Below are 21,385 nucleotides of genomic sequence, written 5' to 3' on the forward strand. Positions count from 1 at the left end.
TTATATTAAAATAGAATGACATGGATTTTTCAAAGCATTTAATCTCTTTGTCATTCCAACTCCAAATACAACCACATTTTTTAATTGTATGTCTTTTATTTTAGAATAGCCAACAATCTTGCCTCCCATAATCCAACCGCCATATTTAATATTACTTATAAAAAATAGGCAAAGATACTATTAAAATGCTCTATTTACCAAGCTCTGGGTTATAGCATTTAATGACCTTTACCTACTTCTATTATTTTATAAACACTTAATAATATTAATCATGAGAACATATTAGATTTTCTATGTTATTTTAATAATGCATTTCCACTCTTCTTTAACTTTGCAATTTCAAACTGTGCATCAAGAAGTTTTTTCTCTAAATCTAACACTTTATATTTTGCATCTTTTAATTCTTTACTAGATCCATTTTTATCTGTTTTTATATTAGCTATTGTTTCTTTAAATTCTTGATTTTTTTCTTTCACCTTAGATAACTCTTCCTCTAGCTGCTCTTTTTCTCCTGTTAACTTTTCTATCTCTTCACTAATTGAATCATGAGCTTGACCTTTTTCTAAAAGTTCTTTTTCTATAGTTTCTTTAGCTTTTAATGCTTCTTCAAGGTCTTTTCTTATTAAGCCCTCTTCATATTCATTTTGCATTACTTCTTCTTTTAATGTTTCACTTTCTTCTTTTACCTTAACTATTTCCTTATTAAGCATATCATTTAAGTTTTTAACTCTAGACATTTCTTCTTTTAACTTATTACTATCTGACAAAATAGATTCATTAACTCTTGAGTTTTTCTCTATTTGTTTAGCTAGTTCAGCCTTTTCCTCGTTTAACTTCTCTATTTGTTCTTGTAACAAATCATTTTTCATATTCAATTCTGATATCTTAGAAGCATCACCTTTTTTATACAATTCTATCTCTTCATTAAGCTCTCTTATCTTCTTATTAAGCTCACCATTTTCTTTAATGCATTCTGCCTTTTCCTTTGCAAATCTTCTTGCATCTACATCTCTTTTGTATAATTCATCTGCTACGTTAACACATGCTAACACAGATTGATCAACCAAACTTAAAAGAGGATTCTTAAGCTTAATTTCTTCTATTCTATCATTTACATAACTTGCTACATCTTTTAAATATTCTTCTTCTTCTTTTCCTACCAAGTTATAATCTTTTCCATTTATTTTAACAGTTACCTTTATCATATTCCACCTCACACAAAACATACTACAAATAGTACACATTTTAATTATAGAGTACTTTTTTATATTATACAATGAACTTTTATATTTTTTCATATACTTTAGATTACTATAATATTATTCATTTATTTTGATATATATACTATCACATTAAAATTTAACATTTATACAATAAAGTATGATAAAACAACTTTTCTTCCTAATTAATGGCTAAAAAAAATCGACGACTCCATAAAGTCGCCTTGACAATTTTTTATTTAGAACTTCAAATTCATTTTTAGTAATCTAAGCTCTAATTCCTCAAAAAATTCATCATCATTCTCTGCTTCAAACGTAACTGAAAATCTCAAGTAGCTTCCAACATCATCCCACGGAACTACTGATATTAATTCTCTATATATGAAGTACTCACTAGCTTCTTCAGCATTCTTAAAACAAACACTTCCAGCTGCCTTAGGCGACTTTACATAAAGATAGAAGCTCCCTTTAGGTTTCTTCACTGTAAATCCTACTTTATTTAATATTTCTATTAATTTATCTAACCTTGTTGAATATCTTTCATTTATATCTTGGGTTATTTCTCTATGAGACAAAGCATATATTCCTGCTCTTTGTATAGCTTTAAATTGACCCGAATCCGAATTATCCTTAACTTTTTTTAATGCATCTATTACTTTTTCATTTCCTACTATAAATGCTAATCTCCAACCTGTCATATTGAAAGCTTTCGACATAGAATGAACTTCTACTCCTACATCTATAGCCCCTTCTACCTCTAAAAAGCTAAGAGGTTTATAATCATCATATGTAATGGCAGAATAAGCTGCATCATGAACAACTATTATTTTATTTTTTTTTGCAAATTCTACTACTCTCTCAAAAAATTCGCCATTAGCTACAGCACCTGTAGGATTATTAGGATAATTTAGATATAGAAGCTTTGCTCTCTTTCTAACATATAAAGGAACACTTTCAAGATCTGGCAAAAAATCATTTTCTTCTCTTAATTCAAGATTATATACATGACCACCTAAATATTCAGTATGTGTACCTATTATAGGATAACCAGGTACTGTTACTATGCTATAATCTCCCGAATTAATTACTGTTGTAGGTAGCATAGCCAATATAGACTTAGAACCAATACCATGAACTATGTTTGTATCTATATTTAAATTTTGTACACCATATACTTCATGCATATATTTTATAGCTGCCTCTTTATATTCTTCTATGCCATTATCAGCGTATTGTCTATTTTCTTTTTTCTTTGCTTCTTTATATAATGTATTAATTACTCCTATATCTGCACATTTATCTGGTTCTCCTACTCCCATATCAATTAACTTCACAGATGGATTATTCTTCTTTGCTTCCTTCTTTGCTCTTTTTATCTTTTCAAATTTGAATATATCATCTTCTGAAGAAGTATTGCTATTCTTTATTCTTTTTGATATTAATGAATCTATATAACTCACATCATATTCCACCCTTGATTTATTAAGCATTTCTATAATTATTATGCTTATATATCAATAGATATGATTAAGTAAATTCATATTTCACTCAAATAATCCTTGATTCTCCACGATATCTTCATTTGAAAACAAATCATTTAGTGTCTCTAAATAATCAGACATTCTTTGTGATTTCTTTATTCTCTTATTATATTTTTTATTATTTGAAAAAATATAAATCATATAGCTCCAAATCTCTTTCATTTTAAATAATACATTTTTTTCACTTTGCAATCTTTTCATATATTCTTCTAATAATTCATCTACAAAATTCCTTAAATCTTGTTTATTTAGAAATGTGTTATTTTTTATTTCATTTGTAAGTCCTGGATTAGCAATTATTCCTCTTCCAAGCATAACCATATCTATATTATTATATTTTTGCTCAAAAGCATTATAATTATCTTTAGTAAAAATATCACCATTGTAACATAATTTATTTTTACTAAGTTTAATAGCATCACTAAAGATATCCATATTAGGCTTATTTTTGTAAAAATCTTTTTGTATTCTAGGATGAACTATAAGTTCTTCAAGTGGATACTTATTATATATCTCTATTAGTTTATAAAATTCTTCATGATTATCTCTTCCATTTCTAGTCTTTATAGATATTTTCATATTCACTTTATTAAATATTTCTTCTAAAAATTTATCTAAAGCTTCTCTTTCACTTAAAAATCCAGATCCCTTATTCTTAGATACAACTGTTCCAGATGGGCATCCTAAATTCAAATTAACTTCATCATATCCATATTCAATAAGCTTATCAGCCACTTTTATAAAATCTTCTGAACTGTTAGTAAGAATTTGTGGTACTACTACCATTCCTTTATTATTTTCGGGTAAAATATCATTTTTTTCTTTATAATTCATGATTTTATTTTGATGTGGTGCTATAAATGGAGTAAAGTATTTATCTATATTATCAAAATACTTATTATAAGTTCTTCTATAGATATCTCCAGTTATACCTTCCATAGGTGCAAAATAAATTTTCATAGTCTTCTCCTTTTAATATCTTTATTTAACCTCTTCCCTAGACTTTAAAAAATTTCTGTATTTTCTCTAAGTTGTCTAAAGCATCTTTTCTTCCTAATTCATATAATTCTTGAAGTTTCTTAGTATTCTTTTCCATTCTTGAGATCTTTATGTTTTTGCTTGGTGCTATAACAATTGCTTCTTTTTTATCTTCTAATTTCTTTATGTCTTTCAAAGTTTTGTTATACATCTCATGCCTTTCTGCGCATCTTTTTATGTATTTAGGATATTTTTTATATTTTCTTTTAATGATATTCATCATTTTTTCTTTTGACTTTTTATAACCTTTAGGTCTTGTTAAAACAACTATGTTCTTAAGATATCCCATCTTTCTAAATGCCATAACTGGTATACTATCACAAGTTGCACCGTCTAATAACTTCTTGCCATCTACCTCTACTATAGTTGATACTAATGGTAATGATGCAGATGCTCTTAAATAATCTGAATCTCTTTCATTATCTAAATCAGTACACTTTATGTATTCTGCCTCACCAGTTTCTAGATTACTACAAGTAACATAATAATCTATATCAGATTTTCTAAAACCCTCATAATCAAATTTATTTAATTCTTTTGGAATAATAGAATAGCAAAATTCTTTTCCAACTATATCCCCTGTCTTTATCAAAGAATATATGCTCATATATCTCTTATCCTTGCAATAATCCATAGTATATTTATATTCTCTTCCTATTTGTTTTGTAACATAAGAGCTTGCTCGTATAGCCCCAGCTGATACCCCTATCACTCCATCTACATATATATCATTTTCCATTAACACGTCTAATACGCCAGCTGTATATATACCTCTTTGTCCTCCACCTTCTAATACTAAACCTATTTTCCCCATTACATAACTTCCTTCTCTCATTTTTTTATTATTATATCATAATATAAAATAAAATGTATAACTCAAAACAACTCGGTCTAATTACATTAGCCGAGTTGTTTCATTTATTTTATTATTTTAAGTTTATCAATTTTTTTATTCTGAAAGATATACTTTTAATTCTTTATCTATTGCAGATAATGTTTCATCCATATTCTTTTTACCAGTAACATAAGCAGTCATATCATCTATTGTCTTATCGATAATTTTTGAATCAGCTACTCTAGCATTATCAAAAGATTCAACCATTTGTATAAAGTTATTCACTTCTTCATCTGTAAGAGGTGCTAAGTCAATTTCAAAAGTATCATTACCTTCCTCATCTGAATATCCCATAGTTCCTTGTAATGCTTCTTTATCTTGAAGAGTTTCCTTTAATAATTCTTTATTAATAGGTAATGAATACATTTGGCTATTCTTTTGATATTCTTTACTAAATAATGCCTTTAAAAATTCTTTTGCAATATCTTGTTTAGAGCTTTTTGATGATATACCAATTTTACCTCTAGGTATTATTGATTTACTTCCCATACCTTGCCATGCAGAATATTTGTATGAAGGATATTTTTCAATAACCTTATTATTACAAACTACATCTTGATTATAATTAATAGTACTTAACACAAATGCCGGACAAGTATCTTTATTACTTAATAAAGAATAATCAAGATAATTATAGCTATACATAGATTTTGCAAAACTTTCTCCAATTTCATCTTTGTATTCTTCATAATCTTTCAATGATTTTTTATGTTCATTAATTGCTGCATCTGTATGATTATCTTTTGAAGCTTCATATATTGTTTTTATATCTTCTAAGTATTCTTTTACTTTATCTTTATTAAGAGATTTATCATTATTAAGTAAATCTGCACCACATGTACTATAGAAATAATATAATAATTCATCTGCTTCTATTGGAGTTACAATATCTCCTGAATAATTTCCTTTAAGTTCTTTAGCTGCTGCTGCTAATTCATTTAAATTATTTACATTTTTATCTGTTCCATTAAATAATATAGGAATTTCAAATGATGTAGGTATAGAATATACCTTTCCATCAACATTTCCACTATTTAATACATTAGTTAAAGTTGTAGCTTCATCAAAACTATTAGCTATCTCTGTAATATCAAGAAGCAATCCTTTATCTATATATGATTTTTCTGGAAGCTCATCAAGACATATTATATCAGGACCTTTACCAGCCATTATTTTTGTGTTTAATGCTTTTATTGCATCGTCTTCACTTATCATATCTTCTTTATCGCCCTCATAAGTTATGCCTGTTTCATAATTAATATATACATCAGCATGTTCTTTTTGATACTTAACTATACTTTGCTTTATTGAACTATCTTCATATAACGAATAAATTGTTATCTGTTTATCTGGCTTACTTGATTGCTTACTATCATAGTAATAATGCTTTAAAATCACATTATTATCTTCTGAATTAGAGAATGTAGCTAAAAATTCATTTTCTCCAATTTCAACAAATTTGTCTAAATAATAATCATTGTCGCCAAATGTAGTTAATGTTGGATCCATTAATTGTTCTACTTTATCACTACCATTTTTGTATCTATAAACTCCATCTTCCCCCACTAAATACAAGTTTTTATTATCCATACCACTATAATAACTTAAATTTGATGTAGCTTTTTTAGATAATGCTTTAATTTCCCCTTTTTCTTTACCATCTTTTAAACTATATTCTAAAACCTTCTCATAATCATTTGCAATAATACTATCTTCTAATATAGCTACTTCATTTACATATTCACCTTTTAATTTTATAGTTTTATCTACTTTATTATTTTTTACATCATATTTAATAACTTGTGACGGATCATATTGTTCAAAGTACAAATAATCTCCATCGTCAACAATTTTACCCATATACCCAGAATTGAAAGATTTATCTCCTATTTCACTTAAATTACCTTCTGTATCTCTCTTAAGAATCTTCGTATTATCTTCTGTATCATCAGATTCATTATATATCTCTACGTCATCATCTTCTGTATCATCTGTTTCTTCAGTCGCATCTTCATCATCTGCTGATGCTATCTCTTCATTAATACTATCTATTTCTTCTTGAGTATATTCAGTTGTTGTAAATATTATAGATCCATCTTTTAATATTTTTGCTTGATCATAACTTATAAATTTATCGTCTTTTTTTTCTGGCAAATTAAGCTCTTTCTCTTCCCAGCTTTTAGCACCATCACTAGACTCATAATATTTTACTTTTGTTAAAGAAAATGTTTCCGATTCTTGATTTTCACTAGGTACTCCTATAACAGCAATATTACCATTGTCTAATTTTGAAATATCTAATAGATAACCTAATCCTTCTACCATATTATAGTCTTCTTCAATATATCTACCTTTTGAATTTTCAGTTTTATCACTGCTTTTACATCCCACAATAGTTGTAAAAGAAAAAACAAAAACCAATAAAGCTAAAATTAAATTTTTAGTTTTTTTCATATAATACCCCCAATCTTTAAGTTCAAATTGATTATATCAAACTAATCTCTAAAATTTCTCTAAAAAAATTATTGAATATATTTTTTTGATTACTTATTTTTCAGTTATTAATATCAAATTATTGCTTTAAGTAAATTAATATTATTATAATGAAAAATCCAATGTTATTTGATAATGCTAATATTATGATTTTCTTTTTTAGTATCAATATTATTGCTTTGAATAAATATTGATAATTAAAATATAATAGCATTAGTTTAGTAACCTATTGTTCCATATTATTTCTACTAATCTTTAATTCTTCATGGTTATATCATTCTATATCTACCTATAATTCTAACCTTAACAATAATGGTTACTTCCACTAAACTTATTATATTTTAATTATTTAAGCGTTATGGTGATTTTTAATATATCTATATTATTAACAAGTATCTTATGTCTTCAGTATTTCTTATTTAAAAAATTATTGAATTTATTTATTTTTTATCACTTATTTTTCAATTATTAATATCAAATTATTGATTTAAGTAAATTATTTATAATAGAATTTAGTATTTCTTATAATAAAAAAGTAAAGATCCCGTTAAAAATACTATACTGTCTGAGCTTTAGCGAGTTTATAGTATTTAGGGATCTTTACTCTTTTTTATTATATTAGTAAATACTTAATGATATTATATTATTTACTTAAACATATAATTTTGATATTAATTATTTTAAAATATAAGTTATCTTACAATATTTATTCTACTGATACTGCTTGTTTTTTCATTGTTGTTGCTTCTTTAGCTTTAGGGAATTCAATAACCCTTTCATCTAAATTTTTAAAGGCAACTGATAACATTAATTTAATTCTATTTAATTGATTAACCTCTGAAGCACCTGGGTCATAATCAACAGCTACAATATTTGCTTTTGGATATTTCTCTTTTAAGGCTTTTATCATACCTTTTCCAGTTACATGGTTAGGTAAACAAGCAAATGGTTGCATACAAATTATATTTTCTGTTCCACTTTCTATAAGTTCTATCATTTCTCCAGTTAAGAACCAACCTTCTCCACTTTGATTTCCTATAGATAAAATATCACTAGCCATATTTGCTAACTCGCTAATATGTTTTGGTGCATGGAATCTATTCGATTCATCAAGGCATTTCTTCATAACCTTTCTATAGCTTTCCATATATGAAATAGCAATATTAGCTATTTTCTTACTTAGTTTGCTATTTCCATAGTTATCACTCTTAAATGTATTATCATATGCTGAATAGAAGAAGAAATCAAGAAGATCTGGCATAACAGCTTCGCCACCTTCTCTTTCTATCACTTTAACTACTTCATTATTAGCTGTTGGATGGAATTTAACTAATATCTCACCAACTAGTCCAACTTTAGGTTTCTTTATATCTAATAATTCAAGTTCATCAAATTCTTTTATTATTTGTTTAATATTTTTATTAAACTCTCTCTTGCTTCCATTTCTACAATTTTCTTTAGCAATTTCATTCCACTTTTCATATAGTGCATTTGCAGATCCTTTTACTTTTTCATAAGGTCTTACTCTATATAATACTCTCATGAATAAATCTCCATACACTAATGCCATTAATGCTTTTCTTACTAATCCAATTGATAATGTAAATCCTGGTTGTTTTTCTAATCCAACTAGATTTAATGATAATATTGGTACTTTTTCAAAGCCTGCTTCTTTTAATGCTTTTTTCAAGAATCCAACATAATTTGTTGCTCTACATCCACCACCAGTTTGAGTAATTAACACAGAAGTAGTATTAATATCATATTTTCCTGACTTCAATGCATGAATAAGTTGTCCAATAACTAATATTGATGGATAACATGCATCATTATTTACATACTTTAATCCTTCTTCTACTGCACCTCTATCTATTGATGGTAGAACTACAAAGTTATATCCGCATGAATTTACTGCTGCTTCTACAATTTCAAAATGAATAGGACTCATTTGAGGTGCAATAATTGTATTAGTCTTTCTCATTTCTTTAGTAAATATTGCTTTTTTATATTCAATATCTTCTTCTACTGGAACATAACCATTTCTTTCTCTCTCTTCTATAGCTGCTTTTAAACTTCTTATTCTTATCTTAGCAGCTCCTAGGTTATTACCTTCATCTATCTTTAAACAAGTATATATTTTTCCCTTAGCAGCTAATATTTCTGCAACTTGATCGGTAGTTACAGCATCTAATCCACATCCAAATGAATTAAGTTGTATTAATTCTAATGAAGGGTTCTTGCCTACATATTCAGCTGCTCTATATAATCTTGAATGATACATCCATTGATCAACTATTCTAAGAGGCTTGTCTAAATCAGTCAAATGTGATACTGCATCTTCTGTTAATACAGCCATATCAAATGAATTAATTATATCAGGAATACCATGATTAATTTCTGGGTCAATATGATATGGTCTTCCTGCTAACACTATACCTTTTTTACCTGTCTTTTCAAGATATTCAAGAACTTCTTTTCCTTTATTTCTTATATCTTCATCAAAATGTTCTCTTTCAGCATATGCAGCTTCTACTGCTTCAGCAGCTTCACTTTTAGTAACATTAAAATCTTTGAATTCTTCAGCAATTCTTTCTTTTAATTTTTCTTTATTCTCTAATGATAAAAATGGCTGTATAAACTTAATGTTTTGTTCTTTTATTGCATCAACATTATTTCTTATTACTTCAGGATATGATGCAACCATAGGACAATTATAATGATTATTAGCATCTTTAAATTCTATTCTTTCATAAGCTATACATGGATAGAATATATTCTTTATTCCTTTATTAATTAATGCCATAATATGTCCATGACTTATCTTTGCAGGATAACATGCTGATTCAGATGGTATTGTCTCTATTCCTAGTTCATATACATCTTTACTTGAAACTGGTGACAATTCTACTCTAAAGCCTAATTTAGTTAACATTGTAAACCAGAATGGATAATTTTCATACATATTAAGAACTCTAGGAATTCCAATAACACCTCTTTTAGCTTCTTCCTTCTTAAGTGGTTTGTATCCAAATGTTCTTGCAAATTTATATTTGAACATATTAGGTACATCTTCCTTTTTCTTATCTAATCCAAGTCCTCTCTCACATCTATTTCCTGATATAAATTCTTCATCAGTTGAGAACTTATTTATAGTAAGTAGACAGTTATTTCCACACTTACCACATCTTCTAAAGTCAGAAGTCATCTTAAAGCTATCTATCTTATCACTTGAAAGTAATGTTGTTTCACTTCCTGCAACATATCTTTCCCTTGCAATAATTGCTGAGCCAAAAGCTCCCATTAATCCTGCAATATCAGGTCTTACTGCTTCTCTACCTGATACAAGCTCAAAGCTTCTAAGTACTGCATCATTATAGAAAGTACCACCTTGAACTATTATCTTTTCTCCCATTTCTTTTTCATCTCTTATTTTTATAACCTTAAATAGAGCATTTTTTATAACAGAATAAGATAATCCAGCTGATATATCAGAAACTTCTGCACCTTCTTTTTGAGCTTGTTTAACTTTTGAATTCATAAATACTGTACATCTAGAACCTAAATCAACTGGTGCTTTAGATTTTAATGCTTCCTTAGCAAAATCTGCTACTGACATATTTAACGTCTTAGCAAAACTTTCTATAAATGATCCACATCCTGATGAACATGCTTCATTTAATAATATAGAATCTATTACACCATTTTTTATTCTTAAGCACTTCATATCTTGACCACCAATGTCTAATATAAAATCAACACCTGGCAAGAAATATTCAGAAGCTTTATAGTGTGCTATTGTTTCTATTTCTCCAATATCTACATGTAATGCTGCTTTTATAAGTGATTCTCCATAACCAGTAACACAACTATTTGCAATAGTAACTCCATCTGGAAGTTTAGAATATACTTCTTTAAGAATTTCTATAACCTTTTTAAGTGGGTTACCTTGATTACTGCCATAATGATCATATACAATTCTACCTTCTTCGTCTATTAATATAGCTTTAGTAGTAGTTGACCCTGCATCTATTCCTAAGAATACCTTTCCTTTATAATTATTCAAATCGCCTCTCTTAGCTTTATCCTTCTCATGTCTTGTAGAAAATTCTTTGTATTCTTCTTCATTTAAGAATAAAGGTCTTAATCTATCTATTTCTTCATCATTGATATCTGTTATATTTTTTACCTTTTCTACTAATTCTTTTATCTGTATAGGCTCTTGTTTTTTTGATAATAAAGCAGCCCCTCTTGCTACAAATAATTGAGGATCTTCTGGAAATATTATTTCATCATCTTTTAAGTTTAATGTTTCAATAAATCTTTGTCTTAATTCAGATAAGAATGTTAATGGTCCTCCTAAAAATGCAACTTTTCCTCTTATAGGCTTACCACATGCTAAACCACTAATAGTTTGATTAACTACTGCTTGGAATATAGAAGCTGCTATATCTTCTGTCTTTGCACCTTCATTTATTAATGGTTGAACATCTGTCTTTGCAAAAACACCACATCTAGATGCTATAGGATATAAAACAGTATGATTCTTTGCTAACTCATTAAGCCCAGTTGCATCTGTATTAAGCAAGCTTGCCATCTGATCTATAAATGCCCCTGTTCCTCCTGCACATGTACCATTCATTCTTTGTTCTATTCCACCTTTAAGATATGTAATCTTTGCATCTTCTCCACCTAATTCTATTGCTACGTCTGTTTGTGGAATAACTTCTTCTACTGTCTTAGTACATGCTATAACCTCTTGAACAAATTCAACTCCAAGCCATTTAGATACTGATAATCCACCTGAGCCTGTTATAGCTATACTGATATCACTATCTCCTAAAACCTCATAACACTCATTAACCAAATCTACAATAGTAGTTCTGATATCTGAAAAATGTCTTCTATATTCTTTATACTTTACTTTATTATCTGAATCTAATGCTACAACTTTAACTGTTGTAGAACCTACATCCAAACCTATATTATATTTATTCATAATTCACCCACCTTGATTTCTATCCCTTCTTATTATTATAAATCATATATTGTTTTTTTCAATAATTTTATTAGTATTATTTTTTACTTTATACAGAATCATATTAAATTTAAGCTTATATAAAAGTATTATAAACATAGTATTTTTATAATTTGAAAATATGTTAGCTATAGAATGTAAAAATTCCTTGCAAAAACTATAAAGATAATTTTTAGAACATGTCATAATAGCTAAACAAAATCTATATATCCCTCGATTTTATTTTATTATAAATAAACTAATTATTTTAATAAATCCATATTTTTTTATAATATACGAATATTTTTCAAAAAAAATGTATACATTATATAAATAGTGTCTATAATAATAAATGTGATCATTAACATTTTATTAACATTTTAGGTATTAATGGTTTTTAATATTTTACGGAGGGATTTTAATGGATTTTTTTAGTGAAGGCAATAAATTATATAACAATCAAGATTATCTTAAAGCCATTGACTATTATACCCGTTCAGTCAAAAAAAACGAAAATGAAGCTTGCTCTTATTATAATGCAGGAGTATGTTTTATAAAATTAAAAGATTATGATAATGCAATAATTATGCTAAATAAAGCTATTGCCATTCAACAAGACAGTAAATACTTTTTCAATTTAGGCTATTGTTTTGCTATGAAGGATATTTCTCATAAAGCATTACTTAATTTTAATATAGCATGGGCTCTTAACAATGATGATAATGATTGTGAGAAAGCAATTAATTTAATAACATCTAAACTAAAGCAACAATAATATAACATAACCACGTCTTCTCTAGGGCACAATTATGCATATTTTATTAATAAACTTCTATATTGTAATTTTCAGAAATTAATTGTTGTTAGTGTAGTAATGAATATTCATAATGAATTTTAGTATTTTCCTATATAATAAAAAAATTAAGTTAGCATCTAAAATGTTGTATTATGCAAGCTGTAATTAGTTCACAACATTTAACTAACTTAATTTTTTATGAATTATATAATTAAATTACATCTAAAATATTTTCACCACTTATTGCAATATATAACTTATCTAAATATAATTATCTGTTATTCTTTTTAACTAAGTGTATCCAATACAATAATACAAAAAATATTCCTACTATAGCAAATATACCTCCTATAGTTGATAAAGTTATAAAATATCTTTGTATTATACTAGAAATATTTTCTTTCAAAGTCTCTGAAGTAAGTGCAATATTATTATAAAATTTAGATATATAACCACTTAAACCAACAACTAACACTAATGCTCCAGAAGATAACGAAGAATATCCAATCCATGAAAATGCTCTTGTAATAGATTTTCTCCACATTATCATAAGTGCTATCGCTAACACAATATATACACCTATTATTGATAAGAAATATGTTTTATTAGTCATAATAGCCACTATTTTTTGAATCTTTGTGCTATAACTAGATGAGCTTATCTTACTAACATCAATATTTTCAACTTCTGAATCTATTATGTCATTTGCTGATTCTTTAATTTCATCTAGTACTTCTAACACTTCCGGTGTAAGTGCTACTCCATTTTCTGTAAGCTGTGATTTTATTGCTTCTATAAGTCGTTCTGAATATATTGAAGAATCAAATTGCTTAATACTATTGTTATTGCCTTCTATATAATCTAACACATTAGAAACTGTTGTAAAAACACTATCTTCCACTTCATCTTTAGTTATTATGTTATTTACTACAGATTCTGGTATATTGTTAGATAGCATTACATACTTCAATTTATCATTAACGCCTTCATATATATCATCTACTGTTTTATTGTCTTTTACTACCTCAAAATATAACTTTTCATTGCCTATCCCATACATAAAAAATAACATACCCATTGCAACTAATAACAATAACATCATAATAAAGGATATTAAAAATGATATTCCACTTTTTACTTTTCTCATATTCTATCCCTCCTTATGATCTACTTTTACAAATTTACATTCTACTATATAACGTTGAGGTGCACTTCCTATATAATCAAATGGATAACAAGTATACATAGTAAGTTTTTCTTCATCCGCAGGTGCTGTTACTGTCATGTCATCTGGTTCAGCTATCCATATATTATCTACCTCATAATAATATGTTCCATAAGATGTATCAATTATTACCTCATCCCCTGTTTTTACATATTGAAGTGGTAAAAAATACCCATCTCTATGTGCACATAGAACACAATTCCCACCTTGGCCAGGCATTGTCGTATATACATTATGTCCTGCCCCTCTAGATATTTGTCCTTCATCATCACCTTGATAAACATCAACATTCATATTAACAGATGGAATCTTTAGACTTGCAAAAATCTCTCCATTTAGCGGAATAGCTACTTGTGTTTCATTTACTTCAAATGAATATTGATTTAAATTAATAACAGGTTTTGAAAATACTATCTTTCCAAAATTAATACTAGATGATATATAATTCCATCCTACTACACATATAAGCAGTCCCCCTAAAATAGTCAAAAAGATAGGAATAATAAATGTAATTCCTATCTTCTTCACTAAAGAACTTTTATGCATAGACTTAGATTCATTATCTTTTGCCATGATAAAACTCCTTACTTTTTATAAATTCAATTTTTATGCTACAACTTTCTTTCTAGAAACTGCATAAACAGTACCACCTAAAGCTATTAACATAACTCCAGCTAATAATAAATTACCATTATTACTTGCTGTTTTCTTCATTTCTGTAGCCATTATAGGATTCTTAACAGCTGCATCAAATAAAGTTACTTGGTTACCATTTGCATCTGTAGTAGTTGTTGTATTCTTTCCACCATCTACAGTAGGTACTTTTGCATCATCAGAAACTAATTGTGCATCAACAACTAATGTTAACGCTTCTTTTAATTTACTTGAATCAGATCCTAAAACAGTTTCTTTTAAATCTGCTGCTTTATAAGTTCCTAAGTCTGTACTTCTAAAATCAGTAACTGTTATTTTGTTATCATCACCAATTGTTAAGTTCATACCAAATGATTGTGCTACTGATTGTGCTTCAGCAAAATATTGTTGTTTTTCTGAAGCAGTAATATCTTTACTATTAAAATCTACTCCAGCATATTTAGATTCTAATGAAGAAATTTTTCCAATTAGTGCATTAGCATCTGCTGCTGACATATTAGTAGTTGAGATATAATCAACCATACTTGTAGCAACGCTATTTGGTACTCCAGCTTCAACAATCTTAGCTTGAACCTTTGATAATGTGTCTTGACTTACTGCTGCATTTGCAACAACTGCTGACATTAACATTGTAAGAGTTATAAGTAATAAAGCGACCCTCTTTAACCTTTTCATAGTGCTCCCTCCATATATAATATTTTACATCATTAATTATACATATTATTTACAAAAAGTTCAACATTTATTTAATCATCCCATTTGTAGACACTTTACATTTTTTTGTATTTTTTATTATAATAGTTTTTTTATCTATTTTGTCTAGCTTTTTTTTATCATTTTTTCTAAAATAGCTATATATTTTTTTACATTTTGCAATTATTTTTTTTACTCTTTAGAAAATTATATTTTGTTTATAATTGTGTATAATTATCTTAGATATAGTATTTAAGTAATGTTAGAGCATACTACCTAAAGAGCAAAAAATAATATAATGACACAGAGCACAAAAACAAGTTTTAAATTCTATCATAATGGCTAAAAATAGTTAATATTTGTATTTTAAAATTCTCCTGCTACACTTTCTTCTCTATGATATGTTTCGAACTTAGAACTATCAAAAAAGTCTCCTGCCTTATAAAATGTACTGTCTACATTAATCCAAGCACCTTCTTCTGGTATATATACCTTATTCCATGCATGACTTATATATTCACTTCCATTATAAGCTTCTCCTATTATAACTTGTGTCTTTAAATTTATAGCTGAACACATTGCTGTATACAAACATGCATAATCAAAACATATACCACTTTTTTCTTCATAACATACAATAGCTCCACTTTTCATATTATTTGAATTGTTACTTAATGCTTCTTCTGCCTTTGCATTATCATAAGAAATATTTCTTCCTATCCATTCATATATTGCTTTAGCTTTATCTCTATTACTTGAATATTCACTAGTTATTTCTTTAGCCTTATTATCTATATCATCATTAGATGCAACCCCATCTTCTATAGTAACTCCATTATAATAAATTATTTCTTTATTATTAATTACATTAGCTATCTGTTCATTTACACCACCTGTTAATATATCTATATTTTGCTCGTCTAATATAGCACATAATTTTTCATAAGGTTTAAACTCATCTAGAACTGATATTTTATTATCTACTAAACTGTTAAATAAAACTATAGGAATACATAATAATATTATTACTACTACACCTCTTATAAATCCAAAAATCACAGATAAAACATATAATACAACTTTGTTTTGTATAGATTTTATTCCCGAAAAAGAATTAAGTATTCTTAAAAGAATCTGTATTAAATATTTTATTAAACAAAATAATAAAACAATAGCTATTAATTGAATTATGCCATTATACTTGAGATTATTATTAAAAATTTTACCTAATATATTATTACTTATCTTATTAAATCCATTATAATTAGTTATCATAAGTAAAAATGTAAGAACAGTTGCCGATACTGACATTATAGATTCTACTATATCCTCATTACTTTGTTCTACACATACATTTTTTATAGATAATATAATTGATATTATTATAATAGCTATACTAATTATCTCACTTATACCAATATGCATAATTCTTCACCCTAATCTTTATTAATTATTTTGCTTATAGTCTCTTGTATAATACTATACTCGTATCCCCTTCCAGCTAAAAAAGCATATAACTTACCCTTTATCTTATATATATCCTCTTCTTTTTTTATAAGTAAATTATATTTTTTTGTTGCTACTTCTATAGCTTTTTCTCTCTCATATTCTGATTCTGAGTCAATGTTATCTAATACATTATTTATAGTTTCTTCATCTATTCCTTTGTGCAGAAGTTGATATTTTATTTTCTTTTTTCCTTGAGTTTTAATTTTACTCTTTATGTACATCTCACATAACTTCTCATTATCTACAAAATTATATTCCTTGAGATAATCTATAGTTCTATTTATCTCTATATTGTTATATCCTTTTTCTAACAATCTTTCTTTAAGTTCTTTTTCACTCTTATAACTTCGTTCAATTATTCTAAAAGCCGTTTCTCTACACTTAATAAAATTATCTTCTTGTATAATATTACTAAGCTTATTATCGTCTATGTCTAATCCTTTCTGCAGTGACTCTTTTATTAAAACATCTTCACTTACAGAAAAGGCATATTCATTATCTACATATATATTATATCTTTTTTTATTGTTCTTCTGAATCTCTATGTTACTTATTCTTCCCATTCCGCCATCACCTATTAATTACTTGTTAATATATGAATTGTTGGATTCTTTAAAACTTTTTTTGCTACTAAATTTAATGTATTAATATCTATTTTGTTAAGTTCCTCCATATCATGTACAAATTCATATATATCTTCTCCATCTAGCTCTTGATGTAATACATAATTACATAATTCAGATGAATCTTCTAAAGTATTAATTACTGCAGTCTTATGAACCTTCTTCATTATTTCTAAATCTCTATCGTTAAATATAATTTTATTATCAACTATATTATTAATAGCTTCATCTATAGATCTCTTAGCTTCTTGTATATCTTCCTTGGCAACTGCAGTGTATATATAGAGTGTCTTCACCAAACTAGTACTCTCTAGATGAGTATATATATCATAAGCCAAACCACGTTTCTCTCTAATCTCTCTAAACAATAATGAATTCGAACTCTCTCCTAATCTATTGTTAAGTATTCTAAGCGGCAACTCGTATTGTTTATCTAAATCATAGAATGTATACAAATATATTATAGTACTCTGTTCTATATCTCTCTTATATGAAGTTTTAATTGTTTCCACATTATCTTCTTTAATAGATATTTCTTCTATATTATTTCCACTTTTCCACTTTCCTAAACATTCTTTAATAATTTTTATTATATAATCATGTTCTAATGGTGAAACCACAGTTACAATAGAATTATTAGGTATATAATATCTTTTATAGTATTTCTTCAAATCATCTCTATTATATCTTGATACATTTTTCTCTGTTCCAGTTACATCATATTTTAGAGGGCTTTTAGAAAATCCAATTTCATTAACTCTCTTAAATGATAAATCTTCTATATCATCTTTGCCACTTTTTATCTCAGAAATAATGACTCCTCTTTCCTTCTCTAGCTCGCATTCAGGAAATGTTGAACATGAAATCATATCACTTAATAATCTTATTGCATTTTCTATCTCATCAGCTAAGCAACTAATAGTATATACTGTTGCATCATAATCTGTATAAGCATTGTATTCACCACCTAAGAACTCTAGTTCATCATTAATCTCTTCATTATTTCTATTGGAAGTACCTTTAAATAGCATATGTTCAATAAAATGACTTATGCCTCTTTCATCGTCATTTTCATACATAGCTCCAACCTTTACCCCTATATTAACAGACGCAATTTGTGAAGAATTCTTAATTGTTAATACCTCAAGGCCATTTTCTAATATTGTTTTTTTTGAATCAAAATTTATTTTAAACATATTCTCTCCTTAAATAATATCATCTCTGAAATATATTATACATTTTATTTAAGCTTTATTTAAGTATTTTATATTATATTTTAATTAAATAGAAGCTAAATTTGTAGTATAATTATTTTGTGCAAAATTAATATACTATAAATTCAAAAGAAGGGAGATAGGTTCTGAAAAATTCTCATATAAACAAATATAATTTTTCAGTTGCCATAAGGATATATGAAAAAAACTATTTTAATTGTAGAAGATGAAATAAGGATTAGATTTTTAATTAGAGATTATTTACTAAAAGAAAATTTCACAGTTATAGAAGCAGAAAATGGCCTAGAAGCTTTAGATTTATTCAAAACTAATAAAATTGATTTAATGATTCTAGACATAATGATGCCCAAAATGGATGGTTTAACTGTTCTAAATAAAATAAGAGAAATATCTACAGTACCTGTTATTTTATTAACTGCTAAAAGCCAAGAAGAAGACAAACTTCAAGGTTATGAGTACGGAGCTGATGATTATATGACTAAACCTTTTAGTCCTAAAGTATTAGTAGCAAAAATTAAAGCTTTACTAAAAAGAAGTCGTGAAGAAATAGATTCAAGTACTCAAGATTACAATGGATTATCTATAAACAAGCTTTCCCACGAAGTCAAACTAGACGGAGATTTATTGTCACTATCACCAAAAGAATATGAACTTTTAATTTATCTAGTTGAACATGAATCCATTGCTTTATCAAGAGATAATATTTTAGATAATGTTTGGGGACTAGATTACTATGGAGATATTAGAACTGTTGACACAAACATAAAAAGATTAAGGGAAAAATTGCAAGATAAATCAAGCTATATAGTAACAGTTAGAGGTAGTGGGTATAAATTCGAGGTGAGATAGATGAAATATAACTTATCTAAAAAATTATTTGTTGTAACGTTAGCTTTACTCCTTATGCTTATGGGAGGAACATTGTTATTTCAAGTATTATTTTTTGAAGACTTTTATGAAGAAAGAAAGGTTAATAGCTTAACTAAATCTATTGAAAGGTTCTCTAGCCTCTATTCTTATCAGCTTAATTCTGATACAACAAGATCAACAGCCATGTATGCATTTGAAAATAACAATAATGCCAAAATAGTAATATTTTCTTATAATAATGGTTCTTTTAGCCCACTATATATTACTAACTTTAATAATAATTCCGACAAGGATGAGATGCAAACATTAACTTCATATTGTAGAGAATTAAGTGAAGATTCCGATCTAATAACTAATGTTATGGAAAACAATAAAACAGAATCATCAATATTTTATAATAGAAGCAGTAGCACTAAGAGAATAGGTGTTATAACCCCTATCTCACTTAATAGTAAAAATGATGGATTTGTAATTGCAGTTTCATCTATACAACCAATTGAAGAAGCTGCTGGTGTAATAGGAGAATTCTATATATATATATTTATTGCTTTTATATTTATATCTATTATACTTTCTTCTATATATTCAAACTTTATATCAAAACCGCTTGTTAAATTAAATTCAGTTGCAACTAAAATGAGTAATCTAGACTTTTCAGAATCTTGTGTTACTAATAGAAATGATGAAGTTGGTAATTTAGCGAAAACTCTTAACTTCTTATCTTCTAATCTAAATGATGCCTTAGAAGATTTAAAACAAAAAAACAAGCAATTAGAATTAGATATAGAAAAAGAAAGAAGTTTAGATACAATGCGTAAGGATTTCATAGCTTCTGTAAGTCATGAATTAAAAACACCTATAGGTATTATAGAAGGATATGCAGAAGGTATTAAAGATGGTATAGTATCTCAAGAAGATGCAATAGCTTATTTAGATACTATAATAGATGAATCAAAAAAAATGGGTGTATTGGTCAGTAATATGTTAGAATTATCGAAATTAGAATCTGGAGCTACAAAACCTAATATAGAATATTTTAATATTAATAGGCTTATAAAAAAAGTAGTTACAACTCAACTAATTAATGCAGAAGATAGGAATTTAAATCTAATATTTACACCTCATACAGAATATTCTTATGTAAATGCTGATACATTCCAAATGGAACAAGTTATGACTAATTTAATTACTAATGCAATAAAATATACTCCAACTGGAAATAATATAATTGTTTCTATAGACATTGAAGGAGAAGAATATAAGATTTCTGTTATAAACGAAGGTGCTTCTATTGACGAAGAAGAATTACCTAAAATTTTTGATAAATTCTATAGAATAGATAAATCAAGACAAAGAAACACAAACAGTACTGGGTTAGGTTTATCTATTGTGAAGAACCTTCTAGAAATTCATAATTTCAGATACATTTTTCACAATATAGATACAGGAGTTGAATTTGTATTTTATATTCCTATAGCAAAAGAAGAGTTACTAGAAGATTAATATTTTCGCAATCTTACAAAATCACAAAATGTAGAAACTCGGTTAACCATGTCAGCCGAGTTTCTACATTTTATAA

At 27.0% G+C, this 21,385-nt stretch carries 16 protein-coding genes; 3 read left to right on the top strand and 13 right to left on the bottom strand.

Annotation, left to right across the window (positions count from 1 at the left end):
• From KQI77_RS13170 to KQI77_RS05365, 7 genes are all read right to left on the bottom strand, one after another.
• Positions 1-129 (bottom strand): hypothetical protein, encoded by a 129-nt coding sequence (locus KQI77_RS13170; protein ID WP_301281675.1) that lies wholly within the window; start codon positions 127-129, stop codon positions 1-3.
• A 167-nt stretch (positions 130-296) separates the two neighbouring features.
• Positions 297-1,205: a cell division protein ZapA gene (gene zapA, locus KQI77_RS05340; RefSeq protein ID WP_216389169.1), complete on the bottom strand. Its 909-nt coding sequence runs from the start codon at positions 1,203-1,205 to the stop codon at positions 297-299.
• 254 nt (positions 1,206-1,459) lie between these two features.
• On the bottom strand, positions 1,460-2,680 hold the full coding sequence (locus tag KQI77_RS05345; protein ID WP_367397276.1) for an LL-diaminopimelate aminotransferase: 1,221 nt from the start codon (positions 2,678-2,680) through the stop codon (positions 1,460-1,462).
• Between the two features lie 84 nt (positions 2,681-2,764).
• On the bottom strand, positions 2,765-3,721 hold the full coding sequence (locus KQI77_RS05350; RefSeq protein ID WP_216389178.1) for a tRNA-dihydrouridine synthase: 957 nt from the start codon (positions 3,719-3,721) through the stop codon (positions 2,765-2,767).
• A 37-nt stretch (positions 3,722-3,758) separates the two neighbouring features.
• The gene (locus KQI77_RS05355) at positions 3,759-4,613 is read right to left on the bottom strand and encodes a patatin family protein (RefSeq protein ID WP_216389180.1); all 855 of its coding nucleotides are present in this window, start codon (positions 4,611-4,613) and stop codon (positions 3,759-3,761) included.
• Positions 4,614-4,748: 135 nt separating this feature from the next.
• The gene (locus KQI77_RS05360; protein ID WP_216389182.1) at positions 4,749-7,148 is read right to left on the bottom strand and encodes an ABC transporter substrate-binding protein; all 2,400 of its coding nucleotides are present in this window, start codon (positions 7,146-7,148) and stop codon (positions 4,749-4,751) included.
• A 745-nt stretch (positions 7,149-7,893) separates the two neighbouring features.
• On the bottom strand, positions 7,894-12,183 hold the full coding sequence (locus KQI77_RS05365; protein WP_216389184.1) for a 2-hydroxyacyl-CoA dehydratase: 4,290 nt from the start codon (positions 12,181-12,183) through the stop codon (positions 7,894-7,896).
• Positions 12,184-12,622: 439 nt separating this feature from the next.
• Here KQI77_RS05365 and KQI77_RS05370 point away from each other — a divergent pair, with 439 nt between their 5' ends.
• Entirely contained in the window at positions 12,623-12,976 is a 354-nt protein-coding gene (locus KQI77_RS05370) for a tetratricopeptide repeat protein (RefSeq protein WP_216389186.1), read from the top strand.
• A 292-nt stretch (positions 12,977-13,268) separates the two neighbouring features.
• On the opposite strand, the gene KQI77_RS05375 is transcribed toward KQI77_RS05370, so the two are convergent.
• The 6 genes from KQI77_RS05375 to KQI77_RS05400 all read right to left on the bottom strand — a co-directional run bounded on the left by KQI77_RS05375 (position 13,269) and on the right by KQI77_RS05400 (position 18,897).
• Positions 13,269-14,144: a hypothetical protein gene (locus KQI77_RS05375; protein ID WP_216389188.1), complete on the bottom strand. Its 876-nt coding sequence runs from the start codon at positions 14,142-14,144 to the stop codon at positions 13,269-13,271.
• Between the two features lie 3 nt (positions 14,145-14,147).
• The gene (locus tag KQI77_RS05380) at positions 14,148-14,795 is read right to left on the bottom strand and encodes a class D sortase (RefSeq protein WP_216389190.1); all 648 of its coding nucleotides are present in this window, start codon (positions 14,793-14,795) and stop codon (positions 14,148-14,150) included.
• A 33-nt stretch (positions 14,796-14,828) separates the two neighbouring features.
• A complete protein-coding gene (locus KQI77_RS05385) occupies positions 14,829-15,551 on the bottom strand; it encodes a hypothetical protein (protein ID WP_216389192.1) in 723 nt (240 codons plus the stop codon).
• 384 nt (positions 15,552-15,935) lie between these two features.
• Positions 15,936-16,994, bottom strand: coding sequence for a transglutaminase-like domain-containing protein (locus KQI77_RS05390; protein WP_216389194.1), 1,059 nt, complete (start codon positions 16,992-16,994; stop codon positions 15,936-15,938).
• An 11-nt stretch (positions 16,995-17,005) separates the two neighbouring features.
• Positions 17,006-17,641: a recombination regulator RecX gene (gene recX / locus KQI77_RS05395; protein WP_216389196.1), complete on the bottom strand. Its 636-nt coding sequence runs from the start codon at positions 17,639-17,641 to the stop codon at positions 17,006-17,008.
• 14 nt (positions 17,642-17,655) lie between these two features.
• Entirely contained in the window at positions 17,656-18,897 is a 1,242-nt protein-coding gene (locus tag KQI77_RS05400) for a pitrilysin family protein (RefSeq protein WP_216389199.1), read from the bottom strand.
• 216 nt (positions 18,898-19,113) lie between these two features.
• On the opposite strand from KQI77_RS05400, the gene KQI77_RS05405 reads away from it, so the two are divergent.
• Both KQI77_RS05405 and KQI77_RS05410 read left to right on the top strand, forming a co-directional pair.
• Complete coding sequence (locus KQI77_RS05405; RefSeq protein ID WP_216389201.1) at positions 19,114-19,785, top strand: response regulator transcription factor; 672 nt, start codon at positions 19,114-19,116, stop codon at positions 19,783-19,785.
• Positions 19,786-21,309 (top strand): ATP-binding protein, encoded by a 1,524-nt coding sequence (locus KQI77_RS05410; protein WP_216389203.1) that lies wholly within the window; start codon positions 19,786-19,788, stop codon positions 21,307-21,309.
• Positions 21,310-21,385 lie beyond the last annotated feature (76 nt).

It is taken from the genome of Clostridium sp. MSJ-8 (assembly GCF_018918325.1).
Classification (GTDB): Bacteria; Bacillota; Clostridia; order Clostridiales; family Clostridiaceae; genus Clostridium.